This window comes from Streptococcus sp. oral taxon 431 (assembly GCF_023115445.1).
GTDB lineage: Bacteria > Bacillota > Bacilli > Lactobacillales > Streptococcaceae > Streptococcus.
The window spans coordinates 46,796-70,907 of sequence record NZ_JALDUI010000007.1; the positions used below are offsets into that span (position 1 = coordinate 46,796).

Genomic DNA, 24,112 nt, shown 5'->3' on the forward strand with positions numbered 1-24,112 from the left:
GCCAGCAATGCCAACTGAGTTTTTCTGTTTATTTCTTAGACTTCCAAGATTTCTTTTTCTTTATTGGCAGTCATTTCGTCGATATGTTTAACAGCATCGTCTGTCGCTTTTTGAATATCTTTTTCAAGAGTCTTCAATTCGTCTTCAGTGATTTCTTTAGCTTTTTCTTGTTTTTTAGCTTCGTCCATAGCATCACGACGGATATTACGGATAGCTACTTTAGCATTTTCACCAACTTTTTTCACTTCTTTAGCGAGGTCGCGACGAGTTTCTTCTGTGAGAGCTGGGATTACCAAACGAATAACAGAACCATCGTTAGCTGGTGTGATACCTAGGTCTGAAGCATTCAAAGCACGTTCGATATCTTTCAAAGATGATTTGTCAAATGGTGTTACCAACAAAACACGCGCTTCTGGGATTGTGATAGAAGCAATTTGATTAAGTGGTGTTTCAACACCATAGTACTCAACGTGGATGCGGTCAAGCAAGCTAGCGTTAGCACGACCAGCACGAATACTTCCAAACTCACGAGCAAGTGAGTGGTGAGATTGGGTCATTCTCTCTTTTGCTTTTTCTACGATTGCGTTTGCCATAATGATTTCTTATTCCTTTTCTTCGATATTATTTGAAACTGTAGTTCCGATATTTTCACCAAATACAACACGTTTAATATTTCCTGGTTGGTTCATGTTGAAAACTACCAAGTCAATATCATTATCCATTGAAAGTGTAGAAGCAGTTGAGTCCATGATACGGAGACCTTTGTTAATGACATCACGGTGAGTCAACTCTTCAAATTTAACGGCTGTCTTATCCTTTTTGGGATCAGCGTTATAGACACCGTCAACACCATTTTTAGCCATCAAGATAGCGTCCGCTTCAATCTCTGCTGCACGAAGGGCGGCTGTTGTATCTGTTGAGAAGTATGGTGATCCAATTCCAGCACCAAAGATAACAATGCGTCCTTTTTCAAGATGACGAAGGGCACGTCCACGAACGTAAGGTTCTGCTACTTGTTGCATGGCAATGGCTGTTTGCACACGAGTATCCACACCCACTTGTTGCAATGAATCTGCCATCACAAGAGCATTCATAACTGTTCCAAGCATTCCTGTGTAGTCTGCCTGAACACGATCCATTCCAGCTTCTGCCGCAGGTTCTCCACGCCAGAGATTTCCTCCACCAATAACGAGGGCAATCTCAATACCTAAGTTATGTACTTCCTGAATTTCTTCAGCCATTGCTTGAACAGTTTTAATATCAATTCCGACACCACGTTCGCCAGCAAGGGCCTCACCTGATAACTTAATCAAAATACGTTTATATTTGGGTTCCACCTGACTTCGCTCCTTTATTTTATTCAAACTATTTTATCACATTTTTTGAGAATTTTATAGTCTCATGAGTTATTCTTTTGAAAATTTTACACGGATAAAAAGTTTTCCAAATCAGCCAAGGCACGCTCTGCAATTTTTTCATAACGAGCCTTCTTATCACGAATGCGGTCGCCTTCCAATTCCTTGATAATTCCGAAATTGACGTTCATTGGTTGGAAATGTTTGCTGTCCGCATGGGTGATGTAATGAGCTAAGCTTCCAATCGCTGTCGTTTCTGGGAAAATAGCAGGATTTTCTCCCTTGAAAAGACGAGCTGCGTTAATACCAGCTACTAGACCTGATGCCGCTGACTCAACATAGCCTTCCACACCCGTCATCTGACCAGCAAAGAAGAGATTTGGCTGTTTCTTAGAACGGTATGTCTGTTCAAGAAGATTTGGTGAATCCATGTAGGAATTACGGTGCATAACACCATAGCGAACGAACTCTGCATTTTCAAGACCTGGAATCATTTGGAAGACACGCTTTTGCTCCCCCCACTTAAGGTGAGTCTGGAAACCAACGATATTATAGAGGCTACCTGCTGCATTGTCTTGACGAAGCTGAACTACAGCGTATGGTGTCTTAAATTCGCCGTCACGAGGTCCTGTGTAATCGTCTGGGTATTCCAAACCAACTGGTTTCATAGGACCATAAAGTATAGTTTTAATGCCACGCTTGGCCATGACTTCTATCGGCATACAACCTTCAAAATATTTTTCTTTTTCAAAAGAATTCAGTGGCGCTTCTTCCGCATTGACCAAGGCTTCATGAAAATCCATAAACTCTTGTTTAGTCATAGGAGCGTTGAGATAGGCTGCTTCTCCCTTATCATAACGAGATTTAAGATAAACCTTGTTCATATCAATCGTATTAACATCCACAATAGGCGCTGCAGCATCGTAGAAATAAAAACCGTCACCTCCATTAAGAGCATGAATTTTCTCAGCAAGTGCATCGCTAGTCAAAGGTCCAGTCGCAACAACTGTAATAGCATCTGTTGGCAATTCTGTAATTTCGTCACGTACCACTTCAATCAAGGGATGGTTGGCAATTTTTTCAGTGACCATTTGGGAGAAACCATCGCGGTCAACCGCAAGTGCACCTCCAGCAGGAACACGGGTTGCTTCTGCTGATCCTAAGATAAGAGAACCTAGGCGACGCATTTCTTCTTTGAGGAGACCGACAGCATTTGTAAGAGCATCTCCACGTAAAGAGTTAGAGCAGACCAACTCTGCAAAATTGTCAGTTTTGTGTTGTGGTGTTGACTTGACACCACGCATTTCATAAAGTTTAACTGGAATACCACGCTCTGCGATTTGGTAGGCTGCTTCAGAACCCGCCAAGCCCGCACCGATAACATTGATATAAGATTGAGACACGACACTAATACCTCTTTGGGTGAAACTTAAGTTCATTCCAGAACAAGTCACTAGACTGTTTGACACCCACAAATCTTTCTATTTTTTTCTTCTTCTAGTATAACAAAAAAAGGGAAGAAGGCAAACTTCCCTGTTTAGTCATTGGATTGATTGTCTTCCCATTCGTGGTAGGCCGAGTATAGCTGGCTTTTATTCCACTGGTAAATTTTCGCAACTTCTTTAATGGCTTGATTTTTCTTCATGCCTTGCTGGATACGATCTTGAATTTCTAAGAACAAGTCATTCTCATCCTTATCCTCTACATCCTGACTAGCACCTTCTACAATGAGAAGACATTCGCCTTTAAGAGGTGTTTGAGAAATACTTTCTAATAACTCAGTAATACTTCCACGTTGGTATTCTTCAAAGATTTTGGTCAGTTCTCGAACCAAGGCGATCGAGCGGTCACCGTAGACTTCTAGCATATTTTCTAACGTATCTGATACACGGTGAGGTGATTCATAGAAAATCTGAGTCTCAGGATAAGCTTTTTTTACTTCGAAAAATTGCTTTTGCTGACCAGATTTTCGTGGTAAGAAACCATAAAAAGTGTGAGGTTGGGGTGCTAAACCACTAGCAATCAAAGCAGAAATCCCAGCACTAGCTCCTGGAACTGTGACAACAGCGATGTCTTCTTCAATAGCAGCCTTGACCAAATCATGACCAGGGTCTGAAATGCTAGGCATCCCCGCATCAGATACTTGGGCAATACTTTGCCCTGCTTTCAGAAAATCAATCAAATCAGGAATTTTTTCCTTGGCATTATGCTCGTGAAAACTGATCTGCTTGGTAGAAATGTCAAAATGCTTGAGCAAAAGTCCAGTATTACGAGTATCTTCAGCCGCAATCCAGTCTACCTCTTTCAAGGTCTGAATGGCGCGGAAAGTCATATCTTCTAGATTACCAATCGGCGTTGCGACTAGATAAAGCTTGCCATAGGGAGATTGTCCCTTAAAACTCTTTTGAATCTGCATACTTACTCCCTAAACAACAGTTCATCACAGAACATACATTCTGCATCCTGCTCTCGACGTTGGCCATAAAAATCACGGCAAACATGAAAACCGTCCTCATAAATGCGACGAACATTTTCCCTCACATGTTTAGTTTTGGATGGAGCTGTCTCCTCAACTTCTCCCAATCGTTCTCTCAGTTTATCATTTTCTAAACGAAGAGCTGTATTTTCCTCTACCAGACTCTTGAGATTTTTTTTGATGGCTTCGACGTCTGCCAAGGTTACCAACAATTGCTGTGAAAAATCATCTAAAGCATCAAATAATTCTTTTTTATTCATTACAGCCCTTTCTTTAATCTATCATTGCTTTAATTTTTTTGTAAAACTAGGTATTCCAAAGCGTTTTGAAAGCTGACATTGGCCCGCCACATTTTTCGAGCTTGAATGAGATTTTGCAAAATGTTCCGAGCTGAAACGTTGAGAATCTCCTGGCCAGCTAATACCTCTAAAATCCTGAGCACCTGATCTTGCTTTTCTTTATCATCAGCCAAACTAGTTAATTTTGCAACCTGCAAATAGGATTCTTTTTTATGGGCTAAAAGCCAAGCAAAGAGGCGCTCACTTTCATCTACTAGTGTCCAAAATCCTGCTTGATGCACAAGCTTATCAGCCTCGGTCTGAGACTGACTGAATTGGGCCAATAGCTTAGCTTTATTTTTTACTAAACCAGCCTCTTCAAGCTGAGATATTAGAGTTGTGACTTGCTTCTTAAATTGGAAAATCTGTGTCCGACTTCGAATCGTTGGCAACACTTGGTCTTCATCATTGGTCAAAAAGAAAATGTAGATTTCACTCTGTGGTTCTTCAATAACCTTCAAGAGTGAATTTGCAGCATTCACATGCATTTTTTCCGCTTGCTCAATAATAAAAACCTGACGTTGATTTTCAATACCAGACTGGGAAAATTGACTGACTAATTCCCGAATACGCTCCGTCCTAATGACTTGATTCTGAGGTTTGATCATGGTCACATCAGGAAATTCTTCCTGCTCAATCAATTTACAATTCCGACATTTTTCACAAGGAAAAATACCAGTTTTCTCACTACAAAAGAGACTTTTAGACAAGAAAAGAGCCATCTCTAAACTTCCAAAATTACCTGAAAAGAGATAGGCGTGATTAAGCTGCCCTTGCTCTAAAATATGAACAAAACGTTCAAATTGTAAAGGTTGACAAGCTCTTAATTGCTCTTGTTTCATCTCCTTAATCCCATCCTGTCAAAAAGTAGCTGCTGCGTGTTCTCAATCACTTGATCAAGTGGTAGACTAGCATCGATTTTTACAATGCGGTTTGCTTCCTTTTCCAAAAGAGATAGATAACCCTGACGGACTTTTCGGTGTAGATCCAGACCTTCCAAGTCCAAACGATTGATCTCCCGATCACTGTTGGCAGCAATACGTGCAAGCCCCTCTTCCACCTCAATATCAAAATAAAGAGTCAAATCAGGTTTCAGTCCATCTGTCGCAAACTCATTAAGCCAATCAATCGCTTCTATATCTAAGCCACGCCCAAAGCCCTGATAGGCAACTGAACTGTCAATAAAGCGGTCCATGATAATCAATTTTCCAGTTGCAAGCGCTGGTAAGACCTTTTCCACCAAGTGTTGTCGACGACTGGCGATATAGAGGAGAAGCTCCGTCTTAGGATCCATTTCAGTATGACTAGGATCTAGAATAACTTCTCGAATCTTTTCTCCAATCAAAACTCCGCCTGGTTCACGAGTGCTTAAAACTTCTATTCCCCTATTCTCTAATATAGGGATTATGGCTTCAAGAACGCTTGTTTTTCCTGCTCCCTCTGGTCCCTCAAGAGAGACTAAAAATCCTTTTGACATGTCAGACTCATTTCTATTTTTCTCTCTTCTATTCTATCAAAAAAATAGGGATTTGTGAAAAGCTTTTTTTATTTCGCTCTTTGTAGTAAAAAAAGAGGTTGAGTTTTAACGCTCACCTCTTATTTGCCTAATTCTTGAGTTCTTTTGTAGGCTTGGTTGACAGCATCCATAACTATCCCTCGAAAAGCATGCGCTTCTAGGCTCGCTACACCAGCAATAGTCGAACCACCTGGGCTACAAACTTGGTCTTTCAAGACTCCAGGATGTTGCTGACTTTCTAGGACCATTTGACCTGCACCAACTACCGTTTGAGCCGCCATTTTCAGAGCCATTTCTCGAGGCAATCCTATTTGAACCCCCGCATCGGCCATGGCCTCGATAAAAAGATAAACAAAGGCTGGTCCACAACCTGCAAGTCCTGTTGCTGCATCTATTAAACCATCACTTATTTCAACCAACTGGCCAGCCTTGGCTAAAAGTTGACAAAAAAGTTCACTGTCTTCTGGATGATAATTTGCAGACAAGGCATAGCTAATCACTCCTTGCCCAATAGCAACAGGTGTATTAGGCATGATGCGAATAATTCGATGCTGACTTGGAAGAAGACTAGCGAGTTTTTCCAAGGTCAAACCAGCTGCCATAGAAATCAAAAGAAGACTTTCTCGTTTTTCAAGGATGGTCTGATATTGAGTAAGCAGTTCAGAGAATTGAGCTGGCTTTACTCCTAGAAAAATCACATCTGCTTCTGCAAAGATTTCGTCATTGCTAGAAGCCAGACCACCGAAGTTTGTAATAAAAGCATCCACCTTGGCTTGACTACGATTGGCAAGGAGAATCTGATGACCAGTTTTTGCTTGCAAGACAACTTTAGCCAAGCTGGAACCCATATTCCCCAAGCCGATAAATCCAATCTTCATCTCTTACTCCCTTATCTGTCCATCACCAGTAACTACATATTTGTAGCTGGTCAATTCCTTCAAGCCCATTGGTCCACGCGCATGTAGTTTCTGAGTAGAAATCCCCATTTCACACCCCAGACCAAATTGGCCACCATCTGTGAAACGAGTTGAGGCATTAATATAAACCGCTGCCGAGTCAACTTGATCTGTAAAGTAAGCTGCAGCTTCAGCATTTTCTGTAACAATAGCATCCGAATGATGGGTACTATGGGCTTCGACATGTTCAACTGCTTCCTCAAGACTAGAAACGACCTTAACCGCTAGGATATAGTCTAAAAACTCGGTGTCAAAGTCTTGGGCCTCAGCTGCTTGACCTGAAACAAACTGACTTGCTTTGCTATCCAAGCGGAATTGAATTGGTTCCAACCCAGCTTCTTTTCGATCGGCAACCAGAACTTGCTCCAAGCGAGGAAGGAAGCTTGCTGCCTTGTCTTCATGAACAAGTAGAACCTCCATGGCATTGCAAACAGAGGGACGACTAGTTTTAGCATTGTTGATGATAGACAGAGCCTTGTCTTCGTCTGCATCCTTATCAACATAGACATGGACAATCCCAGTCCCTGTCTCGATAACCGGTACGATAGCATTCTCAACCACTGCATTAATCAAGCCAGCCCCTCCACGAGGAATGAGAAGGTCTAGATATCCCTTGGCCTTCATCATGGCATAGCTACTTTCTCGGCTGGTATCTTCCACCAGTTGAATCACATCTGGGTGAATAGTAGTTGTCTCCAAGCCCTTCTTCAAGGCTATGGCAATGGCATGGGCTGTTTGATAGGCATCCTTACCACTACGAAGAACAACCGCATTTCCACTCTTAAGAGCCAAAGCAGCCGCATCAGACGTCACATTTGGACGACTTTCATAGATAATACCAATAACTCCCATGGCTACACGTTTTTTGGTGATAACTAAGCCATTTTCAAGCTGACTTGTTTCTAAAATTTCACCGATTGGATCTGGTAAAGAAACCACTTCACGAATCCCAGTTGCCATAGCTTCTATACGCCCTGCATCCAAATAAAGACGATCCAGCATCACATCTGAGATTTTACCTTTGACCGCTTCCATATCGTTAGCATTAGCTGTTAAAATCTCTTCAGTAGCTGCTAATAAGTGATCAGCCATGGCTAGCAAGGCTTGGTTTTTCACGTCTTCACTAGCTGTGTTGATTGATTTTTTAACAGCCTGTACCTGTTCAAATTGTTCTTGTGTACTTACCATAGTTTACCTCTAAAATTCTGTAAAGAGTAATTGGATTTCAGGAGTAATGGAAATCCAGTCGTCACGGTGAATCAGAACTCCCTTAGCCTTTTGAGAACGAAGGACATCTTTAAGCCCCGATGCTCCTAGCTGTACTCTACCTTTTCCAAGTGATTTTCCAGTTTCCTTATCAAAAACTGTAACAATATCGCCATAAGAAAAGTTGCTCTCAACATCTACAACACCTGATAAAAGTAGACTTTTACCATGTTGAGAGAGGGCTTCTGCAGCCCCCTTATCAACCCAAATAGCTCCCTGACTTTTGGCATAAAATGCCAACCACTGTTTCTGGGTACGAAGCACCTTCTCCTGTGCAACAAAATAGGAACCATCCTTGGTCTTTTCTGCCGCCTCTATCATAGCATCAGCTTTCAAGGATGAACAAATATAAACTGGCACTCCTGACTCAGTTGCAATGGTCGCTGCCTTTATCTTAGTTAGCATGCCACCAGTTCCATTTGAAGATCCTGCTCCACCTGCCATATCGATAATTTCACGATTGATGTTCTCAATTCTCTCCAGACGTTTAGCCTTTGGATCTGAGTTGGGATTCCCAGTATAAAGACCGTCTACATCCGTTAAGAGGACCAAAAGATCTGCCTGAACCATTGCTGCAACCTGGGCACTGAGTGTATCATTATCCCCGACCTTTAACTCATCAATAACGACACTGTCATTTTCGTTGATAATAGGAATCGCACCACGATTAAGCAGGACTGACAAAGCTTGATGGGCATTTTTATAACGTCGTTTATCGACAAAATCAGCCTGAGTTAGCAAGATTTGCGCTGAAACAATCTGTCTTAAGAGCAAATTTGTTGTATATTCTTCCAGAAGCAATCCTTGACCAACCGCCGCTGAAGCCTGCTTATCCGCAATCTTTGTGGGTCGTTTCTTAAATCCCAAGGCTCCAAAACCTGCCGCAACAGCCCCAGAAGACACCAAAATCAGCTCATGACCTGCTTCATGCAGCATTGCAAGCTGCTGTGTGATAGCTTTTACTTTGCTGCGAGATAAACTTCCATCTTTATGTGTCAAGGATGAAGTTCCCACTTTAAATACGATACGCTTGTACTTCATATTTTTCTCCAAATTTAATATTTAACCATTTTACCATGATTTTATGAAATTGTAAAAAAGGAACTCACTCACTTATGATCGCAAAAAAAGAACCTTGCATAGCAAGATTCTTTTAGTGTCTGACTTAAATAATTGTTCTTCTGGGAACTAAATCGAATTAAGCTTCGATTTCTGTAACCATACCTGAACCAACAGTACGTCCACCCTCACGGATAGAGAATGTAGTACCTTGTTCTACGGCGATTGGGTGGATCAACTCAACGTCGATTGTCACGTTATCACCTGGCATTACCATTTCAGTACCTGCTGGAAGTTCGATTGAACCTGTAACGTCAGTAGTACGGAAGTAGAATTGTGGACGGTAGTTGTTGAAGAATGGAGTGTGACGTCCACCTTCTTCTTTAGTAAGGATGTAAACTTCACCTTTGAATTTAGTGTGTGGGTTGATTGAACCTGGTTTAGCGATAACTTGTCCACGTTCGATTTCGTCACGTTGAACACCACGAAGAAGGACACCTACGTTATCTCCTGCAAGACCTTCGTCAAGTTGTTTACGGAACATTTCAACACCAGTAACAACTGCTTTTTTAGTTTCTTCTTTGATACCAACGATTTCGATTTCGTCGTTGACACGAACAGTACCACGGTCGATACGTCCTGAAGCAACTGTACCACGTCCAGTGATTGAGAATACGTCTTCGACTGGAAGAAGCAATGGTTTGTCAGTGTCACGTTCTGGTTCTGGAATGTACTCATCAACAGTGTTCATCAATTCCATGATGATGTCTTCGTATTTAGAGTCACCTTCAAGAGCTTTAAGAGCTGAACCTTGGATAACTGGAAGATCGTCACCTGGGAAGTCGTATTCTGAAAGAAGGTCACGGATTTCCATTTCAACCAATTCAAGCAATTCTTCGTCGTCAACCAAGTCGATCTTGTTCATGAAGACGATAAGGTGTTTAACACCAACCTGACGTGAAAGAAGGATGTGCTCACGAGTTTGTGGCATTGGTCCGTCAGTTGAAGCTACTACAAGGATAGCTCCGTCCATTTGAGCGGCACCGGTGATCATGTTTTTAACGTAGTCCGCGTGTCCTGGAGCGTCGATGTGAGCGTAGTGACGTTTTTCAGTTTCGTACTCAACGTGCGCAGTGTTGATTGTGATACCGCGTTCGCGTTCTTCTGGAGCAGCATCGATAGACGCATAGTCTTTAGGTTGGTTAACTGCTGAAGGCAAGCGACGTGCCAAAACAGTTGTGATAGCTGCAGTTAGGGTAGTTTTACCGTGGTCAACGTGTCCGATAGTACCAATGTTAACGTGTGGTTTACTACGATCGTATTTTTCTTTTGCCATTTGAGTAAAAGCCTCCAATAAAATATATTTTATAGATAGACAGTAGGCAATACAGTCTAACTTTCCTTACTATTTTATCAAATTTCAGCTAAATTGCAAGTGTTTTACAAAGTTTTTGTGAATTATTCTTATTCTCGCTCTACTTCCTCTACCAATTTATTTAAAATATCTATAAATAGGCTTATTTCAGCAAAAGGCGATAGACCATCAATCGATAACCCAAGTCTGAAATTCCTATTTCCAGCCCCGAAAGACTTCAATCATTCAGTTGTTTGTAAAGAGTTGTGTATTGAAAAAATTAAAGTTTCATCATAAGAGATTAGAAAGTTTTAAAACCAATAAAAAGTTGATCAAATACAGCACCAAAGATACTATAATCAAAAAAAGGTCGGGAGCTTTTATCCCGACATCTTTATTCTGATAGATGTTTCTTAACTTCTTGTGCTTCCTTATGATTTTCATACAGTCGCGCTAAGAATTTAGCAATCTCTTTTAAAATGGAATAGGTAGGAACAGCAACAATCATACCTACGACACCATAGATATTACTTGACAACAATAATAGCACGAGAATTGTAATCGGATGAACTTTCATGACTCCACCAACAATTCGAGGGTAGAGGATATTGCCATCCACTTGTTGGACAATCACCATATAGATGACAGCAATAATCATCTTTTGTGGATCCGTAAATAGATTTGAAATAACCATTGGAACCAAACCGATAACTGGACCAACATAAGGTATCAAATTGGTTAAACCAGAGAAAATAGCAAAAACCAATGCATACTTGAGTCCAATGACACTATATCCGATAAAGGCCAGACATCCGATTATGAATGCATCAATTGATACACCGCTAATGTAACGGGAAATAGTCGCATTCAAGTTTGTTAATAAACCAGAAATATTCAGTCTATCCCTTTTTAAAACAGTTCTTTCTAACATCGGTAAGAACTTATGCCCATCTAGTAGGAAGTATACCAAGAAAACCGGCGTCATAATGATAATTAAAACTGTACTTACTAGTGCTGACAGAACACTACCGACACTGTTTGTTACGCTATTTAAGATATTTTGCAGAATATCAACATAAGAAAGATTTAATTGCTGGATTTTTTGTTGAATATCAAGCTCTTGGAAAGTAGGGTATTTTGATAATTCTATTACTAAATCTTGGAGTCGACCATAGATTCCTTGACTAGATATAATCAAGCTACTCAACTGATTGATTAAAATCGGTAAGAGATAGACAAAACCAATGACAAGTGACCCAAAGAGAACAAATAGGGTCAACAAAATTCCGATAAGGCGGTTAATTTTGCACTCTTTCTCTAAAAAGATAACAATTGGGTTTGTCAAATAGTATAAAAATCCTCCTAATAAAAAGGGAATCATGATGGTATTAACGACACTTACAAATGGTGTAATAATTGCCCCCATTTCTCGCCATAAGTAGAAAATAAGGGTTATTAATAATATCTCAGTTGTCCAGAAGAACAATTTATTTCTTCGAAACATAAGTCACCTCCTCTTTTCACTATTTTACCACATTTCAAAAAAGATTGATAACCTTCATCAAAAAATCAAGAATATTTTTTGTCTTTGTGATAGAATAAAGTTACTATGAAGAAATTATTTTTAACCTTAATTACATTATTTTTATTTGGTTCTGCTACCACTGTTTCTGCTCAGGATTTTGATGTAGCTGCAAAACATGCTATTGCCGTAGAAGTTAACAGCGGAAAGATTTTATATGAAAAAGATGCGACTCAACCTGTTGAAATTGCTTCTATCAGTAAAATCCTCACTGTTTATCTAGTTTATGAAGCTTTAGAACAAGGAAAAATCTCACTCTCTACCTCTGTTGAAATCTCAGATTATCCTTACCAGCTCACTACCAACTCTGAAGCAAGTAACGTTCCTATGGAAGCTCGTAACTACACAGTAGAGGAATTGCTAGAAGCTACGCTGGTATCCAGCGCTAACAGTGCGGCCATCGCCCTAGCTGAAAAAATTGCTGGCTCTGAAAAAGACTTCGTTGATATGATGAAGGCCAAACTACTAGAATGGGGTATCCAAGACGCTACTCTCGTTAATACAACTGGTCTTAACAATGAAACTCTCGGCGCTAATATCTATCCTGGTTCAAAGAAAGATGATGAAAACAAATTAAGTGCCTATGATGTAGCTATTGTTGCTCGTAATCTTATCCTCAAGTATCCTCAGGTCTTAGAAATCACTAAGAAACCTTCTTCAACTTTCGCTGGTATGACCATTAATTCTACTAACTATATGTTGGAGGGAATGCCGGCCTATCGTGGTGGTGTTGATGGACTTAAAACTGGTACGACTGATAAGGCTGGAGCATCCTTTGTAGGTACTACAGTCGAAAAAGGAATGCGTATCATTACTGTTGTTTTAAATGCTGACAACCAAGATACCAATCCATATGCTCGTTTTACTGCAACTTCAGCTCTTCTAGATTATATCTCATCCAATTTTGCTCTCCAGACCATCGTCAAGCAGGGTGAAAGTTATGAGGATAGTAAAACTCCTGTTTTAGATGGAAAAGATGACACAGTCACAGCGGTCGCAAAAGAAGATATCAAAATTGTTCAACGCTTGGGCAGTCGAGCTCAATCAGCTATCACCTATACTGCTGATACTACTGAACATACTGCACCACTTGAAGCAGGAACAGTCGTTGGCCATCTCACTTATGAAGATAAAGATCTAGTTGGGCAAGGTTACATCACTACTGACCAACCTAAGTTTGAAATGGTTGCAGAAAAAAATGTGGAAAAAGCCTTCTTCTTAAAAGTTTGGTGGAATCGATTTGTTCGATTTGTAAATGAAAAGTTATAAAAAAACCGCCAGAATTCGAGATTTAGATTGAAGAAAAAGTCCATTTTGGATAATTTTCTTCAATCTTTTTTACTAGGGAAAAGAAAAAAACTCTTAAAAATAGCATTTTCTCAGCATTTCTAAGAGTTTTCACTATATGGTAGGCAACCTCCATAAGGGCAATTTTTCAATTACCAATAGGGAAGGGAGTTATCTACGTTCTGAATTACGAGAATTCAAGATTTTTTATTTATTCATTTTCAGCTACAGTCGAATGGTTATATCCATAAACAAAGTAAATAATAACGCCTATTAATAAAGCTAGTCCAAATGCCATCCATGTTTCAAGGGTATATTGAAGCATGAATGAAAGGCAGATCAGAATAGACAAGATTGGTAAAAAAGGAACTAGAGGAGTTTTAAATTCTCCCTCTTTTGGCATCCCCTTATCTTTTCTCAATTTGATAACCCCGTAGGCTAGGAGAATAAGATAGGCTAAAGTACAGATATTGAGAAAGGCTGCGATACTTGCTAGGGGGAAGATCCCCGCTGCAATCGCTGAAACAACACCTGTTAAAATAGTTGCATTCTTAGGGACACGACTGGTCTTAGTCACTTGTTTGAAACTCTGAGGCAAGAGACCATCACGTGCCAAACTATAAATCATTCGTGACAAGGCATAGGTCATGGAAATACATACCGTAATCAAAGTAAAAATTGCAACGAGTGAAACATAATTAGCTGCCCAACCAATACCAATACTTCTAAGAGCAAAAGCCACTGCATCATCAACATTAAGCTTGCTATAATGAACGATACCTGTCAATATCAAGGTAACCAAGGCATACAGAATGGTTACAATGGTTAAGGATAAAACAATCCCACGTGGAATATTCTTTTGTGGACTTTGAATTTCATCAACTGCCATAGAAATAGACTCAAACCCTAAGAATCCAAAGAACATGAGTGAAGCACCTGCCATAATTCCAGTGCTTCCACCATAAATTTGACCAAATCCAAATGGTGCAAAATCTGACCAATTTTCAGGTTTAATGTACCAAATACCAACTAGGATAAATAAGGCAAGAGCAGAAAATTTTAAAACAACAAGAATAGAATTAAAACGAAGAGCTGCTTTCGAATTTAAAAGTACAACACCTGTAACAAGTAGAATTACTAAAATCGGTAAAAAATCAATATAAGTACCATGTTCAGGATTAAAAGTTCCATTTAAGGCTTGTGGCAAGAAAATTCCATAATGGCTAAGCAAACCCTTAAAATAGGCCGCCCAACCTGAAGCGACACCAGAAACAGCTGTCATAAATTCCATGATAGTCAGCCAACCTGCAATCCAGGCTGGAAATTCTCCTAAAATTGCATATAAATAACTATATGCTCCACCCGTTGCAGGAACACGAGAAGCAAATTCTGCAAAAAAGAGTGCAGATAAGGATACGCAGATAGCAGAAATCACAATCGATACAACAAGGGCAGGTCCTGCTAATGTTGCTGCAGCAGTTCCTGTAATCGTAAAAATACCTGTTCCCACCATAGCACCAATTCCCAAAAGAATTAAGTCCCATAGTTTTAAATGGCGATGCATTTCTGTTTTACCTAGACTAACGTCTTTGGTTCTAAAAATATTCATCATTCATCTCCCAATTTATAAGATTGTATTATTTTATCATATATAAGGATTTTTGTGAATATTTATTAGCATCTTTCATCAAAAAAACTGAGAGTGGGACAGAAATCGGTAATTCGTTAGAATACGATTTCGTCGTCCCACCTCCGCACAGTTGAGTAGGGCTGTAAAAGCTGATGAATTCAGCGTAGTAGAGCCCACTCAACCACTGCGTCTTGCTCGACAATCCAAAGACAATTGAGAGGCTAGGACTTTTGTCCCAGCCTCAGTTTCTGTTCATAAAGTTTATCCGACTGATCCTTCCATTTCATAGCTAATCAAGCGGTTGAGCTCAACTGCGTATTCCATTGGAAGTTCTTTGGTGAAGGGCTCGACAAATCCCATGACAATCATTTCAGTTGCTTCAGATTCTGACAAACCACGACTCATGAGATAATAGAGTTGTTCTTCTGAAATCTTAGATACTTTGGCTTCGTGTTCCAAAGCTACTTGTGAGTTGTGGATTTCATTAAACGGAATAGTATCTGATGCTGACAAGTCATCCATGATAATGGTATCACACTCGATGTGAGAAACAGATTTCTTAGAGTTCTTGTTGAAGGTCACTTGTCCACGATAGTCAACCTTTCCTCCACCTTTAGCGATAGATTTAGATACGATAGACGAGCTTGTATGTGGAGCATTGTGGATCATCTTAGCACCAGTATCTTGGTGTTGCCCTGCATTAGCAAAGGCAATCGAAAGCATGGTTCCACGTGCCCCTTCTCCATCAAGATATACAGACGGATATTTCATAGTCGTTTTGGCACCCAAGTTCCCATCAATCCACTCAACAGTCGCATCTTTTTGAGCCTTGGCACGTTTGGTTACCAAGTTATAAACGTTATCAGACCAGTTTTGGATGGTTGTATAACGCATGTAAGCTCCATCCAAGGCAAAGATTTCTACAATGGCAGCATGCAAACTGTTACTTGAATAAGTTGGCGCTGTACATCCTTCAACATAGTGAACACTTGCTCCTTCATCAACGATAATCAAGGTACGTTCAAACTGACCAGTATTTTCGTTGTTGATACGGAAGTAAGTTTGAAGTGGAATATCTACCTTGACACCTTTTGGTACGTAGATAAAGGTTCCACCTGACCAAACTGCTGAGTTGAGGGCTGCCAACTTGTTATCAGTCGGTGGTACCAACTTCGCAAAGTATTGTTTAAACAAGTCTGGGTACTCTTTGAGGGCAGAATCTGTATCAGTAAAGATAATACCTAACTTCTCAAATTCTTCCTTCATGTTATGGTAAACCACTTCTGACTCATACTGGGCAGAAGCTCCAGCAAGATAAGCACGCTCAGCTTCAGGAATCCCAATACGTTCAAAAGTTTCTTTGATTTTTTCAGGAACTTCATCCCAAGAACGGGCTGGTTTATCAGATGGTTTTTGGTAGTAAATCAAGTCATCAAAATCAATCTCTGACAAGTCTGCTCCCCATGTTTGCATCGGCATTTTTTTGAAGGTTTCATAAGATTTCAAACGGAATTCTAACATCCACTCAGGCTCTCCCTTAGCAGCTGATAGTTCACGAATGACATCTTCATTCAATCCTTTTCCTGTCGATAGGACAGGCTCTACATCGTCATGAAAACCAAATTTATATTCACCAAGGTCAATTGGTTTTGGTTCTACTCTTTCTTCAGCCATAATATCCTTTCTTTCATTCTTTATTTCTGATGATTTATAAGACAAAGAAAGCTTGTCTTACTTGTTATCTTGATTTTCAATTGTTTTTTTAAGGGCGTTCCAAGCTAGGGTTGCACACTTGATTCGTTGCGGAAATTTAGCAACTCCTGACAAGAAACCTGCATCTCCAAGTTGATCTTGACGCTCATCCTTTTGACCTTGAACCATGTCAGAAAAGATAGTTGCAAGCTCTAGGATTTCTTGCTTGGTCTTTCCTAAGACTGCATCTGTCATCATACTAGCAGAGGCGGTTGAAATCGTACAACCAGAGTTTAGAAAAGCGATATCTTCCAAACGATCATCTGCATTAAACTTAACAGAGAGATTAATCACATCACCACAGGTTGGATTGTTAAGACTGATTTGTTCAGCATCATCCAGCTTCCCCTGATGGTGTGGATTTTTCGAATGGTCCGCTACCACTGCCATATAAAGGCTATCTAGTTTAGAAAGTGCCATTGAAAAACTCCTTTGTCTTTTGTAAAGCATCGACTAACTTGTCGCAATCTGCCTTGGTATTGTAAATATAAAAACTTGCACGAGCTGTTGCTGGAACATCCATATATTGAAGCAAAGGTTGAGCGCAATGGTGACCGGCACGAACTGCTACTCCTTCATAATCCAGAGCAGTCGCAAGGTCATGAGGATGAAGATCACCAAGATTAAAGGCAATGACACCTGAACGTTGAGCCAAGTCCTGCGAACCATAAATGGTCAAACCTTCAATGGCCTGCAATTTTGGATAGACGTATGCAATCAGTTCTTGTTCATGAGCTTCAATGGCATCCATACCAATCTTTTCCAGATAATCAACTGCTGCAGCAAGTCCAATCGCACCTGCCATATTGGGAGTTCCAGCCTCAAATTTCCAAGGCAATTCTTTCCAGCTTGCAGATTGTTCATAAACAAAATCAATCATCTCGCCACCAAATTCAACTGGTGACATTTGCTCCAGATATTTTTCTTTACCGTAAAGAACACCAATACCAGTCGGACCAGCCATCTTGTGACCTGAAAATGCAAAGAAGTCCACATCCAAGTCCTGGACATCAATCTTCATATGTGGTGTAGACTGAGCACCATCCACCACCATAATAGCTCCAACTTGGTGAGCCATTTGTGTGATTTCTTTGATAGGATTAACCACTCCAAGAACGTTTGATGCGTGAGCTAGTGAAACAAATTTAACTTTGTCAGTCAATTTAGAACGCAAGTCATCCATATCCAGAGCTCCATCTTTGAGATAGACATAAACAAGATCTGCCCCAGTCTTTCGGCAAGCTTCCTGCCATGGGATAATATTGGAATGGTGTTCCATGACTGAAATCAAGACCTGGTCATCTTCAGTCAAGATTTCCTCAGCATAACGTGCTACCCAATTAAGACTAGTTGTCGTACCTCTGGTAAAGAGAACTTCCTTTGTGGAGTCTGCATTAATGAACTTACGAATGGTTTCACGAGCGGCTTCATAAGATGCTGTCGCCCTTTCAGCCAAGGTATGAACCCCACGGTGAACATTGGCATTGTCCTGCTCATAGTAGTGATTAATCGCTTCAAGAACAGCTAGTGGTTTTTGTGTCGTCGCAGCATTATCCAAATAAACCAGAGGTTCGTCATTAACAATCTGGTCTAAAATCGGAAAATCCTTGCGAATCACTTCTGCATCTAACATAGGTTTCCCCTTAGCGTTTTGACAATTTTTCTTCAATTGTCGCAATCATTTCATCACGAACTTCCTTGACAGGGATCTCAACGATAACGGATCCAAGGAAACCACGAACAACTAAACGTTCTGCAGTTGCCTTGTCCAATCCACGACTCATGAGGTAGTACATGTCTTCTGGATCAACTTGACCAATAGAAGCCGCGTGTCCTGCAGTGACATCATTTTCATCAATCAAAAGAATTGGGTTGGCATCGGAACGCGCTTGGTCTGAAAGCATGAGAACACGACTTTCTTGTTGAGCATCCGCTCCCTTAGCACCCTTGATAATGTGTCCGATACCATTGAAGGTCAAAGTTGCTTTTTCAAGGATAACCCCATGTTGAAGTATATTACCGATAGAGTTGCAACCATAGTTAGTTACTCGAGTATCAATCCCTTGCACCTGACGACCACTTGAAAGAGCTACGACCTTGAGGTCTGCATGGCTACCATTTCCAAGTAGGTCACTATCAAAGTCAGCAACGACATTTCCTTCGTTCATGACACCGATAGCCCAGTCAATACTTGCATCGTTACCTAATTTACCTCGGCGGCTAATGTAGGCAGTGACATTCTCACCAAGACGATCAATTGCAGCAAATTTCACTTGAGCACCAGAACGTGCAATCACTTCAACAGTGATATTAGCAGTCGCCTTAGCACTACCCTCACCGCGTGATTCTAAACGTTCGAGGTAGCTGATTTTAGAGTTTTTACCTGCAATGATCAGAATATGCTTGTTAAACGGCACATCGCTATCGCTATCTTGATAGAAAATCCCTTCGATTGGTTCAGCAATCTCAACATTATCAGGAATATAGAGAACAGCACCACTGTTAAAGTAAGCAGTGTGATAAGCTGCCAACTTGTCATCGTCATACTTGACAGATGACATGAAGAATTCTTCTACGAGTTCTGGAATTTCTTCTAAAGCCGAATGGAAGTCTGTAAAGACAACACCTTGTTCAGCCAATTCAACTGGAATTTGTTCAAAAACAGTTTGGGTTCCTACTTGTATCAACTTCAAGTGATTATCTAGAGCAGTGAAATCTGGAACATTTGCTGATGGCTCACTTTCTGTAATCGTTCCATCACCCAGATTCCAACGGTGAAATTTTACACGCTCAATGACTGGTAATTCCAAACTCTCAATCTTGTCAAAAGCTTTTTGACGGAGGTCAGCCAACCAGCTTGGTTCAGCGTGCATTTCTGAAAAAAGTTTAATAGTTTCTTTAGTCATTTACTTCTCCTAAAAGATACGAGGGAATTACAATTCTTCCTTGTAGTCGTAGCCAAGTTCTTCAGCTAATTTTGCGTATCCTTCACGTTCCAAACGTGCCGCCAAGTCTGGACCACCAGAAAGAACAACACGACCTTCCATCATCACGTGTACCACGTCTGGCGTAATGTAGTTCAAGAGACGTTGGTAATGAGTAATAATCATGGCACCGAAGCCTTCACCACGCATGGCATTAACACCTTTAGAGACAACTTTAAGAGCGTCAATATCAAGACCTGAGTCAATCTCATCAAGAAGTGCGAAAGTTGGTTCCAACATCAAGAGTTGTAGAATTTCATTGCGTTTTTTCTCACCACCAGAGAATCCTTCGTTAAGATAACGCTCTGCCATTTCTTCTTTCATGTTGAGCAATTCCATTTTTTCGTCCAGCTTAGTGATAAACTCACGCACTGAAATTTTCTCATCATCTTCTTTACCAGCATTCATAGCTGCACGAAGGAATTCTGCATTGGTAATTCCTGGAATTTCTGATGGGTATTGCATAGCAAGGAAAAGTCCCATACGCGCACGCTCATCCACTTCCAACTCAAGGATATTTACACCGTCAAACAAGACTTCACCTTTAGTGACTTCATAGTTTGGGTTTCCCATAATAGCAGCTGAAAGAGTAGACTTACCGGTACCATTTGGCCCCATGATAGCTGCAATTTCTCCTGTTTTCAGGGTCAGGTTAACCCCTTTTAAAATTTCTTTTCCTTCAATCTCAACGTGAAGATCTTTGATCTCTAATACTGACATGATAGTTCCTTTCTTTTCATCCTTTTTACTGTATTTACCTGAAATTTAACGTTTTTAAATTCCTAGAAAAATACGGTAAAATGTCAATAAATATACTTTAATAGTATAACAAAAAAAAGCCTAAAAGGCTTTGATTTTGTCTAGAAGCTAAAGGCTACTTCTTTCCTTGAAAATGATCATCTATAGCATTGACAATTTTCCCCATAATATAGCTGACACGAAAATTTCTCAGGATTAAAATAGCCCAAAGCAAGGCCACGATATACCGTTGCTCCATGATGGATTCATTAAAAAAATAAGTCTCGGCAGCAGTAAACAAGGCCATAATTATAAATTGTTGTCTGTTCATCGTATTATTTTACAAAAATCCTTTTAATCTTCTGCTATAGTCACTTTATCCGCTAGAAATTCAAATCCTTGAGGAAGGACAGATTCTTCCACTTCTTCCTTAACTGGTTGACCTTGTGACGATTTAGCCTTAGCTGAGAAATCAGCCCTGACTTCTTTCCACTCGTCCATAGATATAGCAAGAATCTCTGGTGAAAATCCCGCTGCTTGACTAAGGATATTTCCAAACATGGTGTTCAGATTATCACGTTTCATGGTCTGGCCAGCATTGAAGTTAGATTCAAAAGCAAGTATGGCATGATGTTCATTGGCCGCAACAGGTTGAGAACCGACTAAAAGTGCCTTATCTGGACCTGACAAGCTTTCAATAACTTCTCCCCAAGCATTTTGGAGACGAATTAGATTTTGACGGGCTAAATCAGGATTTTCAACGGCTTCTTGAAGAATAGATTGAACCTTATTGCGATCTACTCGATAAACTGACTTGCTGTTTACTGGGCGACTTGGTGCTGGTGTGGTCTGCTTAGGACTCGTGTTAACATTTGCCAAAGCCTGTTTCAATCGCGCAACTTCTTCTCTAAGTGAGGTTAATTCTCCACTTGTATCATCTGATAATGTTGGTTTTGAATCTAACTCTGCCAAACGAATGGTCATCATTTCAGCATAAATCTTAGGCTGTAAGCTAGCCTTGATATCAGCTAAACTACTTGTCGCAATTCCAATCATTTCAAACAAAACAGCCTGTGAAAGACCTAGGTTATCTTTAAAGAGAGCACTATGGTGAGTATTCTCACCACCAGTTTGGACAATCAAAATATCCCGTAGATACTGCAACAAATCCGTTACAAATCGTGTCATGCTTTTTCCGTTATCAAAAATCAAATTAAGATTTTCCAAAGCACGAGTCACATCTTTTTGTGACAAGGCAGCCACATAATTATCCAAAGCACTTAGACTAATAGTCCCCGTAATTTCCTCAGAAACAGCTGTTGTTAATCTAGCATCTTGAGTCAAGCTCAATGCTTGGTCTAAAATGGACAAAGCATCCCGCATACCACCTTCTGCTCTACGAGCGATAATCTCAACAGCTTCAGTTTCATAAGCAATCCCTTCCTTCTCTAAAATATGGAAGATATGATCTCGAATATCCTGAGTTTTAATAGATTTGAACTCGAAGCGTTGAACACGAGACAAAATGGTTGCAGGAATCTTATGAAGCTCTGTCGTTGCTAGGATAAAAACAACATTAGGAGTTGGTTCTTCAAGAGTTTTTAAAAGGGCATTGAAGGCTCCTGTTGAAAGCATATGAACCTCATCAATGATATAGACCTTATACTGAGCTATACTTGGAGCATAGGTTGATTTATCACGGATATCACGAATTTCATCCACCCCATTGTTAGAGGCTGCGTCCATTTCGATAACGTCTTCCAAGCTACCGTCTGTTACAGCTTGACAGATATAACAGTTATTGCAAGGTTCTCCTCCCTCTTGATTAGGGCAGTTCATAGCCTTGGCAAAAATTTTGGCTACACTGGTTTTTCCAGTTCCACGAGGCCCTGAAAATAGATAGGCATGGCTGATCTTTTCCTGCTCTACAGCTTGTTTCAGAGTTTTTGCAACAATTTCCTGGCCTACTAACTGTGAAAATGTTTGACTTCTATATTTTCGATAAAGGGCCTGATACATTACGCTTTCTCCTCAAACATTGAAAAATTCCATTCGGTTTTCTCTAACAAAATAGCAACAAACTCTTCTAGATATTTCTGATCCAACTCATCATAATCATCAACAAGAGATGAATCTAAATCTAGAACGCCCAAAAGACGTCCCTCTTTAACCATCGGCACAACAATTTCACTACGAGCACTACTATCGCAAGAAATATAGTTTGGATAGGTTTTTACATCACCAACAATCACTGTTTGACGACTAACTGCTGATTCGCCACAAACACCTTTTCCAAGAGCGATTCGTACACATGAAACTCCACCTTGAAAGGGTCCCAAGATCAGTTCATTCCCATCAAATAGATAGAAACCTGCAAAAACAGTATTGGGAAAGCTTGTTTTTAGCAAAGCACTAGCATTAGAAAGATTAGCCAACACATTGGGCTCTCCTTCTAAAAGATAAGAGAGCTGTTCATTTATTGTTTGATAAAGTAATTCTTTTTCTGAATATAACATAAAACCATTATATCAAAAAATGCTAGTAGAAAAAAGAAAAATCCCTTGTTTTAAAAACAAAGGATTTTATTAAAATTCGAATGGATTAAAGTTCGATGTCTCCGAACAAGTCAGCCATTGAGAATCCTGTTTGAGTTTCAGGAAGTTCAAAATCACGTTTTTCTTGACGTTTTGGACGACGTGGACGTGGAGCGCGTTTTTCTTCTTTTTGTCCTTCTTCTTGAGCAGGACGTTCTTCAAGAGCTTTGATAGAAAGTGAAACGCGTTCTGCATCAGCGTTAACTTCAAGAACTTTAACAGTAACTTCTTGACCAACTTTAAGAGCTTCTTTTGGATTTTCAATACGTTTGTGTGAAATTTGTGATACGTGAACAAGTCCATCGATACCTGGCAATACTTCAACAAATGCACCGAAGTCAGTCAAACGTTTAACTGTACCTTCTACAACATCACCTTTAGCCAATTTTTGCTCAACGCCATCCCATGGTCCAGGTGTTGTAGCTTTAAGTGAAAGTGATACACGTCCTTCTTCTTCGTTAAGATCAAGGATTTTCACTTCAACTTCTTCACCAACAGTTACAACTGATTTTGGTGAAACGTTACGTTCGTGTGACAATTCAGTCAAGTGAACCAATCCGTCAACACCACCAAGGTCGATGAAAGCACCGAAGCTTGTGATACGTGCAACTTTACCAGTTACAACATCACCAACAGCCAATTTACCAAATACTTCAGCACGAGCTGCTGCTGTAGCTGCTTCTACAACTTCACGACGTGAAAGGATGAAGCGGTTTTCTTTAGGATCAACTTCTTTGATTTTAGCATCAAACTCTTGACCTACAAAACGCTCAGTGTTACGTACAAAACGAGTATCCAACATTGAAGCTGGGATAAATCCACGTACACCTTCAAATTCAACTGAAAGTCCACCCTTAACAGCGCGAGTTCCTTTAACTGTAACAACTTCTTCTTCGCGTCCTACAAGTTTGTCCCATACTTTGCGAGCTTCAAGGCGTTTTTTAGATACAAGGTATGTTACTGTATCAGTATCTTTACCAACTACTTGACGAAGTACAAGAACATCCAATACTTCACCTACTTTTACAAAGTCATTGATATCTGCATCGCGATCGTTTGTCAATTCGCGAAGAGTCAAGACACCTTCAACACCAGTTCCAGAGATTGCAACGTTAGCTTGAGTAGCATCAACTGTCAATACTTCAGCACTAACAACATCACCTGGCTCAACTTGGCTAACGCTATTTAGCAAATCTTCAAATTCGTTCATCTAAAAAATCCTCCA

At 40.2% G+C, this 24,112-nt stretch carries 23 protein-coding genes; 1 reads left to right on the forward strand and 22 read right to left on the reverse strand.

Going from position 1 to position 24,112, the window contains the following annotated elements; all coding sequences use genetic code 11:
* Nucleotides 1–35: 35 nt before the first annotated feature.
* From frr to M1R56_RS05585, 12 genes are all read right to left on the reverse strand, one after another.
* The gene (gene frr / locus M1R56_RS05530; RefSeq protein ID WP_001262232.1) at nucleotides 36–593 is read right to left on the reverse strand and encodes a ribosome recycling factor; all 558 of its coding nucleotides are present in this window, start codon (nucleotides 591–593) and stop codon (nucleotides 36–38) included.
* A 9-nt stretch (nucleotides 594–602) separates the two neighbouring features.
* The gene (gene pyrH / locus M1R56_RS05535) at nucleotides 603–1,337 is read right to left on the reverse strand and encodes a UMP kinase (protein WP_075229078.1); all 735 of its coding nucleotides are present in this window, start codon (nucleotides 1,335–1,337) and stop codon (nucleotides 603–605) included.
* A gap of 86 nt (nucleotides 1,338–1,423) precedes the next feature.
* Complete coding sequence (trmFO, locus tag M1R56_RS05540) at nucleotides 1,424–2,758, reverse strand: methylenetetrahydrofolate--tRNA-(uracil(54)-C(5))-methyltransferase (FADH(2)-oxidizing) TrmFO (protein ID WP_248034885.1); 1,335 nt, start codon at nucleotides 2,756–2,758, stop codon at nucleotides 1,424–1,426.
* A gap of 134 nt (nucleotides 2,759–2,892) precedes the next feature.
* Nucleotides 2,893–3,771, reverse strand: coding sequence for a 16S rRNA (cytidine(1402)-2'-O)-methyltransferase (rsmI, locus tag M1R56_RS05545; protein WP_248034886.1), 879 nt, complete (start codon nucleotides 3,769–3,771; stop codon nucleotides 2,893–2,895).
* 2 nt (nucleotides 3,772–3,773) lie between these two features.
* A complete protein-coding gene (gene yabA / locus M1R56_RS05550; RefSeq protein ID WP_248034887.1) occupies nucleotides 3,774–4,091 on the reverse strand; it encodes a DNA replication initiation control protein YabA in 318 nt (105 codons plus the stop codon).
* A 29-nt stretch (nucleotides 4,092–4,120) separates the two neighbouring features.
* Entirely contained in the window at nucleotides 4,121–5,011 is an 891-nt protein-coding gene (locus M1R56_RS05555; protein WP_248034889.1) for a DNA polymerase III subunit delta', read from the reverse strand.
* Entirely contained in the window at nucleotides 5,008–5,646 is a 639-nt protein-coding gene (gene tmk / locus M1R56_RS05560) for a dTMP kinase (RefSeq protein ID WP_248034892.1), read from the reverse strand. The genes M1R56_RS05555 and tmk overlap by 4 nt, the downstream gene beginning before the upstream one ends.
* A gap of 119 nt (nucleotides 5,647–5,765) precedes the next feature.
* Nucleotides 5,766–6,563, reverse strand: coding sequence for a pyrroline-5-carboxylate reductase (gene proC, locus M1R56_RS05565; protein WP_248034894.1), 798 nt, complete (start codon nucleotides 6,561–6,563; stop codon nucleotides 5,766–5,768).
* A gap of 3 nt (nucleotides 6,564–6,566) precedes the next feature.
* Complete coding sequence (locus M1R56_RS05570; RefSeq protein ID WP_248034896.1) at nucleotides 6,567–7,829, reverse strand: glutamate-5-semialdehyde dehydrogenase; 1,263 nt, start codon at nucleotides 7,827–7,829, stop codon at nucleotides 6,567–6,569.
* 9 nt (nucleotides 7,830–7,838) lie between these two features.
* Nucleotides 7,839–8,948, reverse strand: coding sequence for a glutamate 5-kinase (gene proB / locus M1R56_RS05575; protein ID WP_248034899.1), 1,110 nt, complete (start codon nucleotides 8,946–8,948; stop codon nucleotides 7,839–7,841).
* 157 nt (nucleotides 8,949–9,105) lie between these two features.
* Entirely contained in the window at nucleotides 9,106–10,302 is a 1,197-nt protein-coding gene (gene tuf / locus M1R56_RS05580; RefSeq protein ID WP_001040718.1) for an elongation factor Tu, read from the reverse strand.
* A 412-nt stretch (nucleotides 10,303–10,714) separates the two neighbouring features.
* Entirely contained in the window at nucleotides 10,715–11,824 is a 1,110-nt protein-coding gene (locus M1R56_RS05585; protein WP_248034902.1) for an AI-2E family transporter, read from the reverse strand.
* Nucleotides 11,825–11,929: 105 nt separating this feature from the next.
* Here M1R56_RS05585 and pbp3 point away from each other — a divergent pair, with 105 nt between their 5' ends.
* Complete coding sequence (pbp3, locus tag M1R56_RS05590) at nucleotides 11,930–13,171, forward strand: D-alanyl-D-alanine carboxypeptidase PBP3 (protein WP_248034903.1); 1,242 nt, start codon at nucleotides 11,930–11,932, stop codon at nucleotides 13,169–13,171.
* Between the two features lie 229 nt (nucleotides 13,172–13,400).
* Here the strand turns inward: pbp3 and M1R56_RS05595 are convergent, their stop codons facing one another.
* From M1R56_RS05595 to rpsA, 10 genes are all read right to left on the reverse strand, one after another.
* Nucleotides 13,401–14,798 carry an amino acid permease gene (locus M1R56_RS05595; RefSeq protein WP_248034905.1) on the reverse strand — a complete coding sequence of 466 codons (1,398 nt, stop codon included), beginning with the start codon at nucleotides 14,796–14,798 and terminating at the stop codon, nucleotides 13,401–13,403.
* Between the two features lie 282 nt (nucleotides 14,799–15,080).
* Nucleotides 15,081–16,493, reverse strand: coding sequence for a Fe-S cluster assembly protein SufB (gene sufB / locus M1R56_RS05600; protein ID WP_000797051.1), 1,413 nt, complete (start codon nucleotides 16,491–16,493; stop codon nucleotides 15,081–15,083).
* A 57-nt stretch (nucleotides 16,494–16,550) separates the two neighbouring features.
* Entirely contained in the window at nucleotides 16,551–16,991 is a 441-nt protein-coding gene (sufU, locus tag M1R56_RS05605) for a Fe-S cluster assembly sulfur transfer protein SufU (protein ID WP_001218462.1), read from the reverse strand.
* Nucleotides 16,978–18,204 (reverse strand): cysteine desulfurase, encoded by a 1,227-nt coding sequence (locus M1R56_RS05610; RefSeq protein ID WP_248034907.1) that lies wholly within the window; start codon nucleotides 18,202–18,204, stop codon nucleotides 16,978–16,980. Before M1R56_RS05610 ends, sufU begins: the two co-directional genes overlap by 14 nt.
* A gap of 10 nt (nucleotides 18,205–18,214) precedes the next feature.
* Complete coding sequence (gene sufD, locus M1R56_RS05615) at nucleotides 18,215–19,477, reverse strand: Fe-S cluster assembly protein SufD (RefSeq protein ID WP_248034909.1); 1,263 nt, start codon at nucleotides 19,475–19,477, stop codon at nucleotides 18,215–18,217.
* A gap of 27 nt (nucleotides 19,478–19,504) precedes the next feature.
* A complete protein-coding gene (gene sufC / locus M1R56_RS05620; RefSeq protein WP_248034911.1) occupies nucleotides 19,505–20,275 on the reverse strand; it encodes a Fe-S cluster assembly ATPase SufC in 771 nt (256 codons plus the stop codon).
* Nucleotides 20,276–20,429: 154 nt separating this feature from the next.
* The gene (locus tag M1R56_RS05625; protein WP_248034913.1) at nucleotides 20,430–20,624 is read right to left on the reverse strand and encodes a DUF3272 family protein; all 195 of its coding nucleotides are present in this window, start codon (nucleotides 20,622–20,624) and stop codon (nucleotides 20,430–20,432) included.
* Between the two features lie 23 nt (nucleotides 20,625–20,647).
* On the reverse strand, nucleotides 20,648–22,312 hold the full coding sequence (gene dnaX, locus M1R56_RS05630; protein ID WP_248034915.1) for a DNA polymerase III subunit gamma/tau: 1,665 nt from the start codon (nucleotides 22,310–22,312) through the stop codon (nucleotides 20,648–20,650).
* Nucleotides 22,312–22,809: a GAF domain-containing protein gene (locus M1R56_RS05635; protein WP_248034918.1), complete on the reverse strand. Its 498-nt coding sequence runs from the start codon at nucleotides 22,807–22,809 to the stop codon at nucleotides 22,312–22,314. The genes dnaX and M1R56_RS05635 overlap by 1 nt, the downstream gene beginning before the upstream one ends.
* 85 nt (nucleotides 22,810–22,894) lie before the next feature.
* The gene (gene rpsA / locus M1R56_RS05640; RefSeq protein WP_248034919.1) at nucleotides 22,895–24,097 is read right to left on the reverse strand and encodes a 30S ribosomal protein S1; all 1,203 of its coding nucleotides are present in this window, start codon (nucleotides 24,095–24,097) and stop codon (nucleotides 22,895–22,897) included.
* Nucleotides 24,098–24,112 lie beyond the last annotated feature (15 nt).